At 61.2% G+C, this 15,297-nt stretch carries 22 protein-coding genes and 1 pseudogene; 17 read left to right on the top strand and 6 right to left on the bottom strand.

Annotation, left to right across the window (positions count from 1 at the left end; all coding sequences use genetic code 11):
* Positions 1-142: 142 nt before the first annotated feature.
* Positions 143-880, bottom strand: a complete 738-nt coding sequence (locus AC5P7R_RS15335; protein ID WP_478436336.1) for a phage antirepressor KilAC domain-containing protein — start codon at positions 878-880, stop codon at positions 143-145.
* A gap of 60 nt (positions 881-940) precedes the next feature.
* On the opposite strand from AC5P7R_RS15335, the gene AC5P7R_RS15330 reads away from it, so the two are divergent.
* Genes AC5P7R_RS15330 through AC5P7R_RS15320 form a run of 3 tightly spaced genes read left to right on the top strand, consistent with a single transcriptional unit; the run spans position 941 to position 3,218 of the window.
* Positions 941-2,461 carry a replicative DNA helicase gene (locus AC5P7R_RS15330; protein WP_478436337.1) on the top strand — a complete coding sequence of 507 codons (1,521 nt, stop codon included), beginning with the start codon at positions 941-943 and terminating at the stop codon, positions 2,459-2,461.
* Positions 2,458-2,676 carry a hypothetical protein gene (locus AC5P7R_RS15325; protein WP_478436339.1) on the top strand — a complete coding sequence of 73 codons (219 nt, stop codon included), beginning with the start codon at positions 2,458-2,460 and terminating at the stop codon, positions 2,674-2,676. Before AC5P7R_RS15330 ends, AC5P7R_RS15325 begins: the two co-directional genes overlap by 4 nt.
* Positions 2,673-3,218, top strand: a complete 546-nt coding sequence (locus AC5P7R_RS15320; RefSeq protein ID WP_495214020.1) for a hypothetical protein — start codon at positions 2,673-2,675, stop codon at positions 3,216-3,218. The genes AC5P7R_RS15325 and AC5P7R_RS15320 overlap by 4 nt, the downstream gene beginning before the upstream one ends.
* Positions 3,219-3,742: 524 nt before the next feature.
* Here AC5P7R_RS15320 and AC5P7R_RS15315 read toward each other — a convergent pair.
* Positions 3,743-3,979 (bottom strand): hypothetical protein, encoded by a 237-nt coding sequence (locus AC5P7R_RS15315; protein ID WP_478436342.1) that lies wholly within the window; start codon positions 3,977-3,979, stop codon positions 3,743-3,745.
* A gap of 270 nt (positions 3,980-4,249) precedes the next feature.
* On the opposite strand from AC5P7R_RS15315, the gene AC5P7R_RS15310 reads away from it, so the two are divergent.
* From AC5P7R_RS15310 to AC5P7R_RS15295, 4 genes are all read left to right on the top strand, one after another.
* The gene (locus AC5P7R_RS15310; RefSeq protein WP_495214019.1) at positions 4,250-4,426 is read left to right on the top strand and encodes a hypothetical protein; all 177 of its coding nucleotides are present in this window, start codon (positions 4,250-4,252) and stop codon (positions 4,424-4,426) included.
* Between the two features lie 276 nt (positions 4,427-4,702).
* Positions 4,703-5,398, top strand: coding sequence for a hypothetical protein (locus AC5P7R_RS15305; protein WP_478436345.1), 696 nt, complete (start codon positions 4,703-4,705; stop codon positions 5,396-5,398).
* Between the two features lie 159 nt (positions 5,399-5,557).
* The gene (locus tag AC5P7R_RS15300; RefSeq protein WP_478436347.1) at positions 5,558-6,046 is read left to right on the top strand and encodes a glycoside hydrolase family 24 protein; all 489 of its coding nucleotides are present in this window, start codon (positions 5,558-5,560) and stop codon (positions 6,044-6,046) included.
* Positions 6,047-6,174: 128 nt separating this feature from the next.
* Positions 6,175-6,351 carry a hypothetical protein gene (locus tag AC5P7R_RS15295; protein ID WP_478436348.1) on the top strand — a complete coding sequence of 59 codons (177 nt, stop codon included), beginning with the start codon at positions 6,175-6,177 and terminating at the stop codon, positions 6,349-6,351.
* Positions 6,352-6,477: 126 nt separating this feature from the next.
* On the opposite strand, the gene AC5P7R_RS15290 is transcribed toward AC5P7R_RS15295, so the two are convergent.
* Entirely contained in the window at positions 6,478-6,684 is a 207-nt protein-coding gene (locus AC5P7R_RS15290) for a hypothetical protein (protein WP_478436350.1), read from the bottom strand.
* A 106-nt stretch (positions 6,685-6,790) separates the two neighbouring features.
* Between AC5P7R_RS15290 and AC5P7R_RS15285 the strand changes: the two genes are divergently transcribed.
* The 3 genes from AC5P7R_RS15285 to AC5P7R_RS15275 are packed head-to-tail and all read left to right on the top strand — an operon-like array spanning position 6,791 to position 7,796.
* The gene (locus AC5P7R_RS15285) at positions 6,791-7,189 is read left to right on the top strand and encodes a hypothetical protein (protein WP_478436352.1); all 399 of its coding nucleotides are present in this window, start codon (positions 6,791-6,793) and stop codon (positions 7,187-7,189) included.
* Positions 7,165-7,455, top strand: a complete 291-nt coding sequence (gene lysC, locus AC5P7R_RS15280; protein ID WP_478436353.1) for an Rz1-like lysis system protein LysC — start codon at positions 7,165-7,167, stop codon at positions 7,453-7,455. The genes AC5P7R_RS15285 and lysC overlap by 25 nt, the downstream gene beginning before the upstream one ends.
* The gene (locus AC5P7R_RS15275; RefSeq protein ID WP_478436355.1) at positions 7,452-7,796 is read left to right on the top strand and encodes a DUF1064 domain-containing protein; all 345 of its coding nucleotides are present in this window, start codon (positions 7,452-7,454) and stop codon (positions 7,794-7,796) included. The genes lysC and AC5P7R_RS15275 overlap by 4 nt, the downstream gene beginning before the upstream one ends.
* Positions 7,797-7,842: 46 nt before the next feature.
* On the opposite strand, the gene AC5P7R_RS15270 is transcribed toward AC5P7R_RS15275, so the two are convergent.
* Positions 7,843-8,064, bottom strand: a complete 222-nt coding sequence (locus AC5P7R_RS15270) for a hypothetical protein (protein WP_478436356.1) — start codon at positions 8,062-8,064, stop codon at positions 7,843-7,845.
* Between the two features lie 153 nt (positions 8,065-8,217).
* Between AC5P7R_RS15270 and AC5P7R_RS15265 the strand changes: the two genes are divergently transcribed.
* The 6 genes and pseudogenes from AC5P7R_RS15265 (at position 8,218) to AC5P7R_RS15240 (ending at position 11,510) form a co-directional block, all read left to right on the top strand.
* A complete protein-coding gene (locus AC5P7R_RS15265) occupies positions 8,218-8,427 on the top strand; it encodes a hypothetical protein (RefSeq protein WP_478436357.1) in 210 nt (69 codons plus the stop codon).
* 610 nt (positions 8,428-9,037) lie between these two features.
* Positions 9,038-9,337 (top strand): hypothetical protein, encoded by a 300-nt coding sequence (locus tag AC5P7R_RS15260; protein WP_495214018.1) that lies wholly within the window; start codon positions 9,038-9,040, stop codon positions 9,335-9,337.
* Positions 9,252-10,011, top strand: a pseudogene (locus tag AC5P7R_RS15255) (terminase large subunit domain-containing protein); the annotation flags it as partial. The gene AC5P7R_RS15260 and the pseudogene AC5P7R_RS15255, both read left to right, overlap by 86 nt.
* Before the next feature lie 3 nt (positions 10,012-10,014).
* Positions 10,015-10,512 carry a terminase TerL endonuclease subunit gene (locus tag AC5P7R_RS15250; RefSeq protein WP_478436555.1) on the top strand — a complete coding sequence of 166 codons (498 nt, stop codon included), beginning with the start codon at positions 10,015-10,017 and terminating at the stop codon, positions 10,510-10,512.
* Positions 10,513-10,522: 10 nt separating this feature from the next.
* The gene (locus AC5P7R_RS15245; protein WP_227853615.1) at positions 10,523-10,822 is read left to right on the top strand and encodes a hypothetical protein; all 300 of its coding nucleotides are present in this window, start codon (positions 10,523-10,525) and stop codon (positions 10,820-10,822) included.
* Positions 10,823-10,865: 43 nt separating this feature from the next.
* Entirely contained in the window at positions 10,866-11,510 is a 645-nt protein-coding gene (locus AC5P7R_RS15240; protein ID WP_478436359.1) for a hypothetical protein, read from the top strand.
* Positions 11,511-12,335: 825 nt separating this feature from the next.
* Here the strand turns inward: AC5P7R_RS15240 and AC5P7R_RS15235 are convergent.
* Entirely contained in the window at positions 12,336-13,226 is an 891-nt protein-coding gene (locus AC5P7R_RS15235) for an SEL1-like repeat protein (RefSeq protein ID WP_495214016.1), read from the bottom strand.
* Positions 13,227-13,635: 409 nt separating this feature from the next.
* Here AC5P7R_RS15235 and AC5P7R_RS15230 point away from each other — a divergent pair, with 409 nt between their 5' ends.
* Positions 13,636-14,139, top strand: a complete 504-nt coding sequence (locus AC5P7R_RS15230; RefSeq protein WP_478436362.1) for a hypothetical protein — start codon at positions 13,636-13,638, stop codon at positions 14,137-14,139.
* 174 nt (positions 14,140-14,313) lie between these two features.
* On the opposite strand, the gene AC5P7R_RS15225 is transcribed toward AC5P7R_RS15230, so the two are convergent.
* Positions 14,314-15,282, bottom strand: coding sequence for a DUF2971 domain-containing protein (locus AC5P7R_RS15225; RefSeq protein ID WP_478436364.1), 969 nt, complete (start codon positions 15,280-15,282; stop codon positions 14,314-14,316).
* Positions 15,283-15,297 lie beyond the last annotated feature (15 nt).

The following is a 15,297-nucleotide window of genomic DNA, read 5'->3' as shown; positions in this document are numbered from 1 at the left end:
GCGACTGCGATCTCAATCATTCGTAGTGGAACCAATACTGCTGCTGCACTTCCGATAGTCATCCAGGCCACACGAAGAAGCCTAGAGGACGATCGACTCGGCGGCGTGCCGTAACCGCCGCTCTGACAGGGGGAGTTAGGATTCATGCCGCTGCCTTTGCCAGTTCGGCGCCAATGCGAGCGATGCCCTTTGGCGTGATCCTGACTTGCTCAACGACCTTGTCGGTTCCGTCTTCGCGCTGGACAGTCGTGACTTTGTGGCACATGACACCCTGCTGGATCCTCTCCTGATAGGCCAGCCAACCGCTGTGGCTCGGACGTTGGTAGACCCAGCCATGAGCCACCAGCCAGTGCCGCAGATCTACCGGGCGGACCTGCAGAACCTTGGCTGCGTCTCGCACGCACAGTGAGCCATCGGCTGCGGCTATCCGATTCAGCGTGGCCACCTGCGGTGCCTGCTCGGCGACCGTCTGTTCCAGGCTGATCACTTTCTCGGTGTAGGTCAGAAGCAGGCCACGCATCGCAGTGGGATCGTTCAAGACGGCCATCGGATCGAAGGCTCGCATCTTGATCCTTTGGGCCATATCAAAGAAGGCCCTCATCAGGGACTTCTTGAAAGTGCGCACGATCTGGCTGTTACGCATGTACGTCAGGAGCAAAGTCGCTTGTTGCTCGTTCAATTCGGCAAACTCTCTCTGCTGATTGCCACCTGCCGTGGCGAAGGTCTGGATTTCAAATCCGACCCCTCCAAATTCTTGAAGATCGGTAAGGTGGGTCCTCACCAGCTTGATAACGCTGGCATGGTCGTTGCCGGTGTTCTGGGCGATGATCAGAGTGCTGGTAACGGCGCTGCCGCCACTGAGTGTTACGAGGCTTGTCACGGGGTGGATTCCTGTCGTCGGGCCGCAGCCAGCCGTTCCTGACGCTCCCGGAGCGCCCGGATGATTTCGCTGTTCTGGCTGCTAGCGTTTTGCTGCGCCTCGGCTGACACCCACTCCTTGAGGTCGGCGGGAAGGGGAGCAGGGCTGATGCGCTTTGATCCCAATCTCCCGCCGCATAGCGTTGAGGCAGAGCAGGCTGTCCTGGGTGGCTTGATGCTGGCTCCGGAAGCCTGGCCGCTCGTGTCGGACACACTTTCCGCCGATGACTTCTACCGCCACGATCACCAGCTGATCTTCGAATCGATCCGGACGCTGGCGGAGAAGCAGAGCCCGTTCGACGCCGTGACCATTGGCGAGTGGTTTGAATCGCGGGGTAAGCTGGATCTGGTCGGCGATGGCACGTACATCACGGAGCTGGCCAGCACGACGCCGTCGGCTGCCAACGTGGCCGCGTACGCTGAGATCGTTGTGCAATACGCCGGCCGTCGTCGGTTGGCTGACGTTGGCCGCAAGGCAGTGGAATCTGCCCGGCAGCAGGATGGCCGCGAGTTTCCTGAGCTCCTGGCGGAGCTGACGCAGGACATTGCAGGGCTGCAGCCGGCCCAGCGCGGCGGACTTCGGCTTGCCGGTGAGACGATGATTGGATGGTGGAAGCGGTGGCAGGATCGCTACCACTCTGGCACTGCTTTGACCGGGCTTGAGTCGCCCTGGGCGGAGTTCAACAGGGTGACCCATGGGCTGCAACCGTCGACGGCGTATCTGGTTGCCGGTCGGCCCAGCATGGGCAAGAGCATCGCGGCCCTGAACCTTGCCGTCTTCAACGCCCTGCGCGGCGTTACCGTTGGCATGTTCAGCCTGGAAATGAGCATCGACGATTGCCATAACCGAAACGTCGCAAGCGTGGGCCACATTCCTCATGACTGGGTGATCAAGCCGACCGCCGTGTGCCAGGACAGCGAGCTCTACCTGGACCGCATGACGCCGACTATTCGTGATCTCAAGGCAGCGCCGCTTTACATCGATGACACAGCTTCGATCAACGTGCGCCAGTTCGAGGCACGCGCCCGGCGTATGCATCAGCGCACGCCGTTGCAGCTTCTGGTGCTCGACCACATCCACGACTTCGATGTGGATCCTCGCATGGCACGCTTCGAGTACGGCCGGATCCTCCAGAAGGGCAAGGACCTCGCTAAAGAGTGGAAGATCCCACTTGTTGCCCTGGCTCAGCTGAATCGCAGCGTCACGGGGCGGAATGAGAAGCGACCGACCCTGTCAGACCTGCGCGAATCGGGCGAGCTGGAGCAGAAGGCCGATGTTGTGGTGTTGCTGCACCGGGAGGACTACTACGACACTCCAGAGCAGAAGACCCATCTGCAGGGCGTCGTGGAGATGCACTTTGCGAAGGGTCGAAACATCCGTGCCGGCGAGCGGATCAGCTTGCAGAACCGCTTCGATCAGATGCGGATCGACAATTGGGACGGGCCGATGCCGCGCAAACCGGAGGCCGCGAACGACGATCAACAGCCGCGCCGGACCAGCTATGGCCCTGGCCGTAGGTCCTACGGGGGGATCGGTCGATGACCTTCATCCCAACGGGGTCCCAAGCGCTAAGGCATTTCGCCGACACCCTCGACCAGCAGGCTCAAAGGCTCGACCGCCTGCTGTGGCGTGACCGCGGCCAGCGTTCAACCACTGCCGAGGCCTACCGTCTGTCGGCGTCGCTCGCCCGCCAGCAGGCTTCGAAGCTGGAACTGCTGGAAGGACAGGCAGCTACGTGCACTGGAGGCGGGAAATGACCTTGTCGCTGAAGGAGCAGCTGAAACACTGGGGCCATTACCAGGAACACCGGTTCTGTGCGCCTTTGGATCCCGAGGACGTGCCGAGCAAGGCAGAGCACCCGCTGGCCCGCGCGCAGCAGTATGCGCCGGGGGCGAAGAGGGGGCGGGCGCTGCCGCTGCGTGATGGCCATGATCGGCGGATGCTTATGGGGGCAGCTGCCGGCCGTGTGAGCCGGCATGGCGCGGGGCTGCCAGTCGCCAAGTGGGCCGTCGACCCGATCCCGTGTTCTGAAACCCGCTCTATGGTCTCGCGGTCACCCACCGCCGCAGTGATGGTCGGTTCGCCGGAGGAGTACCGGTGGATTGATCGTGCGCTGTCCAACCTCTACCGGCAGAACATGGTCCGCGCTCTGGTGGTGCTTGAGGAGTTCACCGGCCGGGGCAGTCAGGCCAAGAGGGCAGAGGTAGTGGCCATGAGGCTGGGCGGCACGTTCACCAAGTGGCAGTACCGGAAGGAGCTCGACAAGGGGATGGCGTTCATGGAGGCGCGGCGCACATGAGGAACCTGACACTGGCTCACGCCGCTCGCGATGCGGTGTACCTGTGCGCCGCCTGCGGGGCCGACGGGATAGTCCGAATCAGCGTTACCCGAGATCCCGAGGGCAGCATCCGCCGGCGGCCGAACGTGGTTGCCGCACAGTGGGCGTGGGTCGGTAGCGAGTCGAGGGCAAAGCTGCTCGTGCGCCGACTCCGTGGCAAGTGGGCGGCACGCTACATCGTCGGCGAGGGCTACCGGTTCGACTATGGTTCTGAAGGCGGACCCTTCCGGGACGAGCTCGACCGGGCCTTTGAGGCGGTTGTGGGCGGCTCGGCGGCATGGGAGAAGTTGGGGCCGAGCGCCCTGGCGACCCTCAGGGGGCGATGGCAAATGGCTCGGCGAAGTCACCGGGCCGGGCGTGGCGCCTGAGTCCTCAACGTTGATCACCGGCTTGAGGGCGGGCCGGGCATAGCTGGCTCCAGCACTGGGTGCCGTGCCAAGGCGCGGCACCCAGCCCTCTTATGTCATCGCTTTTTGATGGAAGAATTAGGGCGCGCGGGGCAACTGGAAAACCCCGTCGAACTCAACATCACACCATGCATAGATGTCCTTATCGAACCAAGGCATGTTTGGGAACCAATCAAGTCCCAGCGGGCCGCCACTTGCACGCGTGATGTGGCCCTCTGCCTCCAACTGCTTGAAGGCTTGCAAGCTGAGTCTGATTCCCTTCGGGCGTACTGGCGCCTCTTTCACTGCGCTCGAAAGTTCAGAGTAAATATCCATCACCATCTCCTTTGGTAGCCCGGGCCAATCCAGGGCCTGGCGCATCCTAGCAGCGCTGATCGCGAAATCAATGCGCCATTATTTTGGCGCCACAGCGGCGCCCTCAAATTGGAAGAGAAGCAGTACGATTGGGCCTCATCCAACAGCGGAGAACCGCGCTTGAACACGGACGATCAGACGAAACTTGCACGCTCCATTGGCCGAGACGTTGCCCAGGAGAAAGCGCTCCTGGCATTCATCGGCAGCCCACGCGGGAACGAGCCGGCGGCGATGGTGGATATCCTGAAGATGAACTTCGAGATGGGCCGCACCCAACTGCAAGGGCGGCTCGTTGAGGCCAGCCTGCCGGACAACCTGTACCGCACGGCCGAGGACGAGTTCCGCAAGGTGAAGGACGCGATCCTCGATGGCGTCAAGAACGGCAAGTACCTGGTGCCGGCCCACTGACCGAAACCAACTGTCCTCCTTATGGGGGACGGTTGACCCAAGATCCGGGGAAAAGGTCCGGACTTAAACTATGCCATTCACGAAGTCGAGCAGCGCTTCCCCGTCGAAGTGCTTGGGCTCAGCCCCCTGCTTCCTGCGGCTTGCTTGCTAAACTCTTGACCGTTGCCAACGAACTGGTAAAGTTCTCGGCATAGTGGGGGATTCTTCACTTCAAGCGGCCCCCCCCAATTGGGTGGGGCCGTTTCGTCATCTGCCTAATGGACTGGACGGATCTCGGTGAACAGTAAGACCATTACTTCAGTGGGGTCGGTTGCTACGGCAATCTGGTTGGTGCTCATCGCGGCCTATGTCTGGGCTAAGTGGCCGTGTTTCTTGGCCATGGAGCCTAATTCCTTAGGGGACTTCGTCGCGGGTGCCTTTGGCCCTTTGGCGTTGTTCTGGTTGGTTTGCGGCTACTTCCAGCAAGGTCTGGAGCTGAGGCAGAACACCGAAGCGCTGAAGCTTCAAGTCGAAGAGCTCAAGAACTCAGTGCTCCACCAAGGCGAAATGGCTGAAGCATCGCAGCGGCAACTTCAGCTGGAGATCGAGCGATTCCAAGAAGAAAAGATGCGCGATCAAGCGTTGCGTGACAGCGCCGCTCCAAAACTTCGCATCTCAAACATCAAACAGCCCCCTAGCTATCGGGGTAGGGATCTCTATGATCTTTGCATAGATATCAAGAACGTAGGTGATGACCTTGAACTGCTTGAGTACGAAGGCACAGGCCTTGCGAGGCAGGTAGTAACTCAAGGCAATCTCAAAGCCCTCCAAACGCTGCGGGTGAACATTGCAGCTATCCCTCTACGGCAAACCTCAAACACGAGCGTTGTCCTCAAGGTTCGAAGTCGACTGGGAGAGATCCACGAAGCTGAAATTCGTATCTCTTTCCGAGACGGCGTGTACTCAGCCCAGGTTGTGGGGGCCGTCAACTAGTTGCGGTAACGACGCTCCTCAGTAGGCGTGAGTACATACAAATCAGATTATTTATCGAGCCTCGGTGTAGAAGCCGAGGCTTTTCCTTTGGCTTGCCCCAAAGGTCAGGTAAACCCCTTGCCTCCTAAAAAGGGGGCGATCGCTCAAGCAGAGGCATCGATGGCGCAGATCACTCCCCAACAGGCTGGCGGCGTGAACGTCGTGGCCTTTCTCGACATGCTTGCCTGGTCCGAAGGTACGGACAACGGCAAGCAGCCAACCAAAGACCGTGGCTACGACGTGATCGTTGGCGGACAGTTGTTCAAGAGCTACGCCGACCATCCGCGCGTGCTGGTGGACCTGCCGAAGCTCAAGATCCAGTCGACCGCAGCCGGCCGCTACCAGCTGCTGCGCCGCTACTACGATGCCTACAAGAAGACGCTCGGCCTGAAGGACTTCTCGCCTTTGAGCCAGGACCTGATTGCGCTGCAGCAGATCAGGGAGCGCCGCGCGCTGCCGCTGATCCAGGCGGGGAAGATGGAGGAAGCCATCAAGGCCGTCCGCAAGACCTGGGCGAGCCTGCCCGGCGCGGGCTACGGCCAGCACGAACACAAGCTGGCCGACCTGCTGGCGGTGTACCGCAAGGCCGGCGGGACGGTGGCGCCATGATCGGGGTCGACGTGGACTGGTAGGCCATTGGCACGGCAGTTGGCGGCCTGATGGTAGGCGCCGGCGGTGTAGCGCTGTGGTGACGAAAGCAGTTCGTAGAGACAGCCAGAGAAGGGGCCGAGGTCAACGTGATCCAGCTGATGCGCGAGGAAGTGACCCGGCTGGGCGAACGGGTTGGTCGGATGGAAGCCAGAGAGCTTCGCTTGATCCGCCATATCTACAGGCTCGAAGGGTTGATGCGTGCGGCCGGGTTGGAGCCGCCGCCGTTCGATCCGGACAGTGAAACCGTCAAATTAGGAGGTTAGAGATGAGAACCAAATGGAACCCCCGTGTCTGGCTGCGCGCTTGGCTTTTGAGGCCAAGCGCTGCAGAGCAACAGATGTTGCAAGAGAACTCAGCAACAGCAGTCGCAGCGATCTTGGGCGATCGAGTTAGTAGGTCAGCTCGCGACCAATTAACTTCTCAACCGATGACCTGATTCCATCACGCTCCTCGGTGGTCAGCGCAGCCAACTCCTTAGAAGTCAAGTGTGCTGCCAAGACATCGGCAAAGTCGGGATTCCCAAACCTTCCGACTACAAGGGCCGATACGACCAGCTGAAGCGCGGTGATCTGATTCTCCAATGCCTGATTAGCCATGTGCCCTCCTTGCGGGCTGTGTCGATAGCACGCACAGCGTACCTCAAGGAGGGCAGCTCATTCATGTAGGTGCCGAATGCTGGACCCACTACGCCCATACGCCGACTTGCTCAAACTGTTGGCGGCCCTGGCGCTGGTCGGTGGCCTGTTCGTTACGGGCTGCCAGCACGGCAGCGACCGCCAGGCTGCCAAGGATCAGGGTGTGATTGCCAAGGCCGACAAGGCGCGCGCTGCCGCAGAAGCTGATTCTGCCGAGAACCTGCGCGCGGCCAACGCCTGTGGCCTGCTGCTCAAGGACGTGAACCGGCAGACCCAGGCGGCAATCGATGAGGCAGCCCGCCAGAAGCTGTCAGCCAACGAGGCTGCGCGCCGGGCCGAGGCGGCAGCGGCCGAGAGCCAGCGCCGGGCTGACCAAGCCAGCCGCGCGCTGCAGGCTGCCAAGAGCAAGCCTGCATGCCAGTCCCAACTGGAGATGGCCCTGTGCGCCGACATACCGCTGCTTTGATGTTGGTCGCGGTGCTCCCGCTGTGCGGGTTTGGTGGCTGCAGCAATGCCTCGAAGCCGGAGCTGCCCAATGTGGTGTACGTGACCGTGGAAAAGCCGATCGGGCCGCCGGTCGCGCTGACTCAGCCCTGCCCAATCACCAGGGCGCAGGATCGGACTGTCGAGCAGGTAGTGTCGGCCTACAACGCTAACGTCCTGAGCCTGCAGCAGTGCAACAAACAGCTGAGAGAAATCGGGGAGTTGGGCGTTGACCAGGTGGAGCGATGAACCGTCGGGTTCTGGCCCTTGGCCGGCTGAAGACCGGCGAGATGAACAGGACCGAGGCAGCGTATGCCGAGCGGCTGCGCGCGCTGCAAGCGGCAGGCGAGGTGCAGTGGCACCGGTTCGAGGGGCTGAAGCTGCGCCTGGCCGACAACACGTTCTACACGCCGGACTTTGCAGTGCTGGAGGCCGACGGTGTCATGGCCTGCCACGAAGTGAAGGGGCACTGGCAGGACGATGCACGGGCCAAGATCAAGATCGCCGCGGCCATGTACCCGTTCCGCTTCATCGCGGTGAAGGCCAAGCCCAAGCGGGATGGCGGCGGCTGGGCAGTGGAGGAGTTCTAGTCGCAGCGCAGTAAAGAGCAGGGGCCGAAGCCCCTGCGCCAGACAGTCAGTCGAAGACGATTGCTTCCTTCCTGAACTCGCTCCAGCTATCGGTGACCACGCATTGATCCTCATGGCAGAACTTCTGCGTGCAGGAGTACCAGCCGCCTCCCATCGGATAGCAGCTCGTGCTGTATGACGCTGCTTGCGCCTGAGGAACTACGCCGATCGTCGCGCCAAGCCCGGTAGCGGCAGCGATACAACCAAACAGGACACTGTGGATCTTCATGATCACTCCTATTGGTAATGGCAAATGGCTGCTCAGCGACGCTGAGCATGAAGAAACTGTCAGTCAAGAACGTTGCCGGCAATAGGGAAAGTCTGAATCGACCGTAGGGATATCCCTGGCCGATAAGGCGCGCAGATCTTAAGAGGTAATGCAATGGACGGACGAATTGATCGCTTGCTTGCTCTGGCCGAACAGCAGCACGCCGCCATCGTGGAGCAGGGACGGCATATCGCCGAACTCGCGATGCACGTCGGACTGCTGGTGCAGGCCGTGGCGCAGCTGCTGGGCGAGGAGGCCGGTACGCAGGTGCATGACGAAGGTGCCGAGCCGGAGCGAGTCGACTTGGACGGGAAGCCCTACTGATGGCGGTAGGGCCGACCCCGCGCCGCGGCAGGACCCGGCAGACAGGCGGCAGCGCCTTTGCACACTTGTATGGCACCGCGCGCTGGCAACGCACGCGCAAGGCGCAGTTGGACCGTGAGCCGCTGTGCAGCAGGTGCAAGACCAGAGGCCACGTCACGGTCGCCACCGTGTGCAACCACACCAACGGCCACCCTGCTGGAGAGACGGAAGAGATGTTCTGGGCAGGACCCTTCGACAGCCAGTGCGCCGACTGCCACAACGTCGACCAGGCGCGTCTGGAGCGGGGTGCGGTGCAGGTCCGAGGGTGCGATGAGGATGGGTGGCCCATCGGCGGCTGACACGTTCCACGGCTGGACGTTCCACGCCAGAGGGTAGGGGGAGTGAAAAGTCTGTGTCGATCGCGGCCTAGACCGAGCGCCCCCCAAACACGCGTATCCACAATTCACGGGACGACCCTCGAACGGGCACTCCCAGTCAAGAAATCCCGCATTTTCCCGAGGAATTCATGCCAAGGCCCCGATTGCCCGTCGCAAAGGCTGCGACAAGCGGCGCCGCCATCAAGAATCCCGGCCGGCACGCTGGCCGGAAGAAGCCGGCGGGCACACGAAGCTTGGGCGAGCCGTACAAGGCCATGACTGCGGCGGAGAAGCGGGCATGGAAGGAATTCGCGACGGAAATGCCCTGGCTCAACGCGAGCCACCGAGTACTGCTCCGCCTTGCCTGCCTCTGGATGGCTCGGATGGATGACCCGAAAGCCGAATTCGGCGTGTCAGCAACCCAGGCGCTCAGCTCGATCCTTTCAAAGCTGGGCGCCACACCTGTGGATGAATCGAAGGTCTCGCATGGCGGTGACGAAGACGACCAGGGCGAAGAATTCTTCGGTGGCCCCAGCTCCGGCCGACCGCACTAAGGCGTATGCGCTGGATGTGGTGGCTGGCCGGATCGTAGCCGGCCCCCATGTCCGAAACGCCTGCCGGCGCCACCTGCAGGACTTGATCGAAGGCCCCGAACGGGGCCTTTACTTTGACCACGAGGCTGCCGAGTACGCGTTCCGCTACTTCGAGAACGTCCTGATGCTCTCCGAGGGGCAGTTCGAGGGGCGGAAGTTCGAGCTGCACCCCTCGCAGGCGTTCATCATCGGCTCGCTCTTCGGCTGGAAGGGCGCCGACGGGCTTCGCAGGTTCCGCCGCGCGTACATCGAGCAGGGAAAGGGCAACGGAAAGAGCCCGCTGGCCGGTGGGCTGGGCCTGCTGGGGATGACGGCAGCAGGCGAGGCTGGCGCACAGATCTACTCGGCGGCGGCGAAGAAGGACTGGCATCCTGTTCGCCGACGCGGTGAAGATGGTTAAGAAGTCGCCGCTCCTGGCCAAGCGCATCGAGTTCGCTGGCGGTGAGGGTCGGGAGTTCAGCATGGCGCACCACGCCAGCGCGAGCTTCTTCCGGCCGGTGTCGCGCGATACGGGCCGTACCGGCTCCGGTCCTCGACCGTTCTTCGTGCTGGTCGATGAGGTGCACGAGCTTCCCGACCGGCGAATCATCGAAATGCTGGAGCGCGGCTTCAAGTTCCGCCGCGAGCCGCTGCTCTTCATGATCACCAACTCCGGCAGCGACCGGACCTCGGTGTGTTGGGAGGAGCACGAGCATGCCGTCAAGGTCGCCGCCGGCCATACCGAGGCGGTGAACGATCCGAACTTCGTCGGTGGCGTTATCGATGACCGCACCTTCAGCTACGTGTGCAGCCTGGACGACGGCGATGACCCGCTTGAGGACCCCAGCTGCTGGGCAAAGGCCAATCCCCTGCTGGGGGTAACTATCACCGAGCAGTACCTGGCGGACGTGGTGGCGCAAGCCAAAGCAATCCCCGGGTCACTGAACGGCATTCTTCGTCTGCACTTCTGCGTGTGGACCGATGCGGAGACCGCCTGGATGACGCGCCCAACGCTGGAACCGGCGCTGGCCGACTTCGACCCGCGCATGCATGAGGGGCGCAAGGTCTACCTAGGCCTCGACCTGTCGCAGGTTCGCGATATCACCGCGATGGCTGCGGTCGTGGAGAGGCGCCAAGGCCCTCCCGCCAATCATTAGGGAGCATCGCATGCCGGCAGGCATCCAGACCTTCAATCTCGACGGGTCGCTGGAGATCGACTACACGACCCGCTTGGGGCTTTTCATCGGCACGATTCAGACCGACTCCGTGCACGGCAATTCGACGTGGGTAGGGCCGCTGCCACCTGGGGATTTCCTCTTCTACGTGGTGCCTCCGCCTGCGCAGCCTGGCCGCACGCCAACCATTTGGTACTCAGATGGCCGGATCTATTGGGGCACGGATGTGGATGCCAATGGGCAGCCCGTCTTTGCCTTGGTCCCGGCAACTGTGCTCTACGGGGTGCATTAAAATGTCAGTGGGAGGTTTTGAGGCATACACCCCGACCGGGACAGTGCAGGTCCGCAGCGACCTGCTCAACTTCCACCTGCGCCACAAGTTCGATATCAACGAAGCTGGCGCCGTTGCCTACCAGGTGTCGGGGATCGTGGTAACCCGGTACGTCACGCGTGACTTCCAGGCCAAGAGCCCGGTGATCGCGGTCACCGGTCCGAACAACAACTTCGGGCTCAGCGTGATTCTGACCAATCTCGGCGGCAACAACTGGCGAGTGTCAGCCTACACGGGCTCATCGATTGTGTTCGGCACGGTGTGGGTATACGACTCGGTTGTGACTGGAACGCCGGGCAAGACCGGCATCGAGGTCTACCGAGAGCACACCGGCGAGCTGGCTTTCGCTTCTTGGGCAAAGCCCCTTCGGATCGTAGGCGTGACAACTGCCCCGTTCGGGGCGGCGGAGGGCGCCTACATGCAAGTCCCGGCCGGTCGGCGCTACGCGGTGATCTTGTCTCGTTCGTGCCAGCGGATCGAGCGTGGTGTGGGGTTCCGGTTGACCGGGCCGCAGGGGGATGGAACGGGCGCAGCGGGGTCGGGACGCTTTTACTATGCCGGGGCGACTGCCCTGATTCCGCAGTCCGACAACGCCACGCAGTTCAGTGCATCCGGCCACTTCGTGCTGATTGACGTGACCGGGCATTGAACTTCGTACAGGCAGCGTCCAGCCGCAGGTTCCGTCGTGCTTCGGTTGAGCGCTATGCCACGGGTTGTAGTAGATCCTCGCGGTTGCTCCGCGACGTGTTCACCGCGCGGGTGACGCCGACACGGGCCAAAGCGCGGATAAGCGGCTCCTTCGGCCAGGTTGCGGCCATGGGCTGTTCCCTCTTCCATTTGGTTGAGGACGGTCTAAGAGTGATTGGCACGGAATCGCTAGATGTCGCAAAGGAAAGGACGCCCGGTAACTAAGAAGCTCCGGGCGTCTCGGATTCGGCCTGAGGATCAGTGACCGAATCCGCAATCAACATAACCCGTATCGATCGTCTGGCAGAGGTTTACACCTTGCACCGTTGAGCAGCCGGTCTGAGTGCCCGGAACTACCGAGCAGCTATCTCCACCGAAGCCGCCGCCGTCTTCAGACCCGCCACCCCCACCTACGCCACCGCCAGCACCGCCGCCCGGGGAGGACGTCTGTGGCGTCGGCGGTCCACCCAGATAACCCTTGCTGTCGGTCATTGTGTAGGTGACACATGATGTTCCGTTGCAGACAACGATTTTATCGCCCGGTACGACAACGATCTGCGTCCAAACAAAGATTGTGTGCCGGACGTCCCAAGCCCACGCGTCAAGGAACGTCTGTGTTCCTGGGCCCGGCATTGGACTTTCCAGACGACAGCCGGTGCATGACAGCGGACCATATGTCTGTCCTCCTTCAGTTGCTTTTGCGTAGAGAACCCAGCCGCAAATCACAACGAGTGCGATCGATAACGCTGTAGTAGTGAAGCTGCGATACATCTAGAAACTCTCCTTGTTATTGGCAGCAGGCCATATAAATTGCATCGGCACGACTGATGGCCGCCTGCTGCTGAGCGGGGCTCAGTTCGTTCTTGTACATGCCGAGCAATTTGTCCGAGAACGCCGATGGCATCGCCCTTTTTGCGGCAAGGTAGTAGGCGTAGGCCTCGGTTGTATTCTTCTCGGTAATTATTCCGTTGGTGTTTGCACGGCCAAGCGCGACTAGGGCGTCAACGCTGCCCTGACTCGCTGCAGTGTTGAGAAATGACATAGAATTTTGCTTCCATTCAATCACCGCTTCGGGGTTCTGGATGGCTGAGGCCGAGCCGCCGAATGCGGATTCGGTATCAACGACATACAGCAGCATGGCCTCTACGGAGCCCTGGTTTGCTGCTTTCAGCAGCCACTTCCCAGGAGGGGACAGGTCCGAGTCGTTCAGTAGCGAGGAGCACTCCTGCAGTCGTCGCTCAGATGATCTGAGCGCGACTTGCTGGTCTGATTGATTCGCGAGCAATCTTGCAGACTGGAGCTCGCCGGGGGATCCTGCGTTCCTGCAGTCCAGGGCGGCTAGATAGATCTCGTACGAAGCGGTGCTGTCGCCGGAGTCGGAAGCACGTAACCGAGAGCGGATGAACTCTTTCGCGTCACCTCTTGGGCGGAATTCCCCATTCCGTGAGATGGCAAACGCCCTCGCTCCCAGTGGCTGGACAAACTTGGGGTCAAGCTTTTTCTGGGAGATGAGAGCTGGGTAGGAGCTCAGCTCATGGCTCTCCTTCGCTGCGGAAGAATTGCCACCGCTCTGAACATTGTTAGCCTTGGGGGCGCGATCGGAGCTGTGCATGTAAAGCGCGATGAAGGATGCCAAGGCAAAAAGCACGACGAGACTTGCGAATAAGAGTTTTCTCATGTTCATCCAGGCACGCTACCCATATCAAATTATGAACTAATGCTTAATCTTCCTGAATGTCGCAGCGGCTGGGATGGGCGTCAATAGGGGGAGCGCTCGGCTCTGTGTAGGGAAGTTCTGACGCTCGACTCGGATCCGCCGAGTTGCCCGCGCTGTGCGTTTGACGACGAGCGGCACCGCTCTACGAAAACCGGCTGGCAGCGTAGGGAGCCCCCGATCCTGCGTCGCGCGGTTGCCCGATGGCAGTGGCGGGGCGGGACGAGCATGCTGGCCCTGCCGGACCCGGGGCCTATGGCAGCTCAACCCGGGGGCGCGTGAGCAGCGCCGCGCCGGCACCGAGTCCGAACGATTCAGCCAGGTCGCTGCCGTGTTCGCAGGATCTGCGACCGCCGGTCGTATCCTTCCGGCCATGCATTCCTCCCACGGCTTTCGCACTGCCCCAATACCCTCTGGCTGGGTCCAGACCGGTGAGCGCTGGGCGCTCTGGCACAACGGCCGCGAGACGGCCAGCGTCACGCCAGATGGCGATCCTGGGGTCCGGCTATGGATGGAAGGCCAGAAGATGTGGCAGGTGAAGGAAGTGCGCGCCGCCAACGTCCGGCAGGCGAAACGCTACGCCGAGCGCTGGTGCGCCGCCAGGCTGTATCCCGAGCTGCCGCTGCGCGAGGCCGTCGCCCGACTGACCGATAGCACGCCGATCCAGTTGCCCCCACCAATGCCTGGCCTGCCTCCGACCCGCGAGCAGCAGCAACAGGCACGGCGCCTGGCCGAGGCTGGAACGAAGGAGGTCGAGCGGATCAAGGCGGCGCTTGAGCCCCGCAAGCCGCCGGCGGAGGCGAGACCCCGCGCGAGGGACGTCAGCAGCAAGGCGCGAGTGAGGGCAGGACTGGAGCAGATGCGCCGCGGCGTGTGACCACCTACCCTCCAGAAAACTTTTGAACAGCTCCTTGCGTCACAAGGGCTACGGGATGTCTGCTCCAGAAATGAAGTCAAAGCAAGTCTTTGATTCGCATCTAGAGTCAGGCAGACTTCTAAGCCGACGGTTACGGGTTTGCTTCCTGGCGGGCGCGCCATTGGAATCAATGGCTTATCTTTCAAATGCCGCATCCCATGGAATCGCTCCGAAAACAGGTCCGGAAACGGCTTTGGGATTTCCTTCCGAGCGAACGGTGAGCCTATAAGCTGATTTTTCAGTCTCCGCTTGATACAGGCGGATCGGCGGAAGGCCATTCTCAATCCGCTCGTTGAGCATCTGTTTAATCGCAGGAAGATGCTTTTCGGGGAAGCGGCCGCCAAGGATCAGCCCGGTCAGAGCCTGTGGACGGAAAGGCAGAAGGCGGCTGTTGATCGCCAGCATTACAATCCTGCGTTCCTTTTCATACGCCCATGCGGTGCCCTTGCGCATCATCATCGCGATGGTGTCTTCCTTCGGAGCTGTCGGGAAATGGAACTCCGGGAAGTCGTCGCAGTAGTCCACGGGTCCGGCGGCTAGGAACGTGCGCACGTCGTAGGAAGTCCGGAATTGCAAACAAATTCCGCGATGCGAGTCGGCGTAGTGCGACCACATAAGCTGACTCTTGGGCTCAGGCGTGAAGCAGTGCACCCCGTGGCTATGCGTTTCAAAGAGGGCGCTAAACATCTGCCCCGATGTGCTCTTCACTTCATCAATCAGTGTCTCGAGCAAGGCGTTAAAGGCCGAGGTTGGCTTATCCAAGTCCGGATAGGTTTCTCTGAAAATGGCGCCGAAGTAGCGTTGGAGCACATCATCATCATCTAAAACAAGCTTGTTTTTGAATTCAAACGGGTCGTTGAAGTCTGCAGGATCTGCCAGGTACAGATTTGAATCCAAGAGCATAGTACTCAGGTTCCGCCGACTTTCTTTGGAGTCGGGGTCAAATCGCAGATAGTTGTACAAATGACGCGGATAGTCACCCATCAGCGCTTTGCGAACTGCCCATGCGGGCATTTTGCTCGCAATTTTCTCATACTCAGAGAACATCGGCGGAAGCTCTGGATTGCTTAGCTTCAACTTCGGTCGCATCACTGGTCGATTCATGGCGCTAGTCGGTAG

It is taken from the genome of Stenotrophomonas sp. YJH_SMC_27 (assembly GCF_059369815.1).
The sequence above is the reverse complement of the archived record's forward strand: the minus strand, read 5'-3'. Positions and strand labels throughout refer to the sequence as shown.

Bases quoted from the DNA above. Each gene is read 5' to 3' on its own strand.
- AC5P7R_RS15330 (WP_478436337.1), top strand. From the start codon at position 941: ATGATTTCGCTGTTCTGGCTGCTAGCGTTTTGCTGCGCCTCGGCTGAC.
- AC5P7R_RS15325 (WP_478436339.1), top strand. From the start codon at position 2,458: ATGACCTTCATCCCAACGGGGTCCCAAGCGCTAAGGCATTTCGCCGAC.
- AC5P7R_RS15320 (WP_495214020.1), top strand. From the start codon at position 2,673: ATGACCTTGTCGCTGAAGGAGCAGCTGAAACACTGGGGCCATTACCAG.
- AC5P7R_RS15315 (WP_478436342.1), bottom strand. From the start codon at position 3,979: ATGGATATTTACTCTGAACTTTCGAGCGCAGTGAAAGAGGCGCCAGTA.
- AC5P7R_RS15310 (WP_495214019.1), top strand. From the start codon at position 4,250: ATGGTGGATATCCTGAAGATGAACTTCGAGATGGGCCGCACCCAACTG.
- AC5P7R_RS15300 (WP_478436347.1), top strand. From the start codon at position 5,558: ATGGCGCAGATCACTCCCCAACAGGCTGGCGGCGTGAACGTCGTGGCC.
- AC5P7R_RS15290 (WP_478436350.1), bottom strand. From the start codon at position 6,684: ATGGCTAATCAGGCATTGGAGAATCAGATCACCGCGCTTCAGCTGGTC.
- AC5P7R_RS15275 (WP_478436355.1), top strand. From the start codon at position 7,452: ATGAACCGTCGGGTTCTGGCCCTTGGCCGGCTGAAGACCGGCGAGATG.
- AC5P7R_RS15270 (WP_478436356.1), bottom strand. From the start codon at position 8,064: ATGAAGATCCACAGTGTCCTGTTTGGTTGTATCGCTGCCGCTACCGGG.
- AC5P7R_RS15265 (WP_478436357.1), top strand. From the start codon at position 8,218: ATGGACGGACGAATTGATCGCTTGCTTGCTCTGGCCGAACAGCAGCAC.
- AC5P7R_RS15250 (WP_478436555.1), top strand. From the start codon at position 10,015: ATGATCACCAACTCCGGCAGCGACCGGACCTCGGTGTGTTGGGAGGAG.
- AC5P7R_RS15245 (WP_227853615.1), top strand. From the start codon at position 10,523: ATGCCGGCAGGCATCCAGACCTTCAATCTCGACGGGTCGCTGGAGATC.
- AC5P7R_RS15235 (WP_495214016.1), bottom strand. From the start codon at position 13,226: ATGAGAAAACTCTTATTCGCAAGTCTCGTCGTGCTTTTTGCCTTGGCA.
- AC5P7R_RS15230 (WP_478436362.1), top strand. From the start codon at position 13,636: ATGCATTCCTCCCACGGCTTTCGCACTGCCCCAATACCCTCTGGCTGG.
- AC5P7R_RS15225 (WP_478436364.1), bottom strand. From the start codon at position 15,282: ATGAATCGACCAGTGATGCGACCGAAGTTGAAGCTAAGCAATCCAGAG.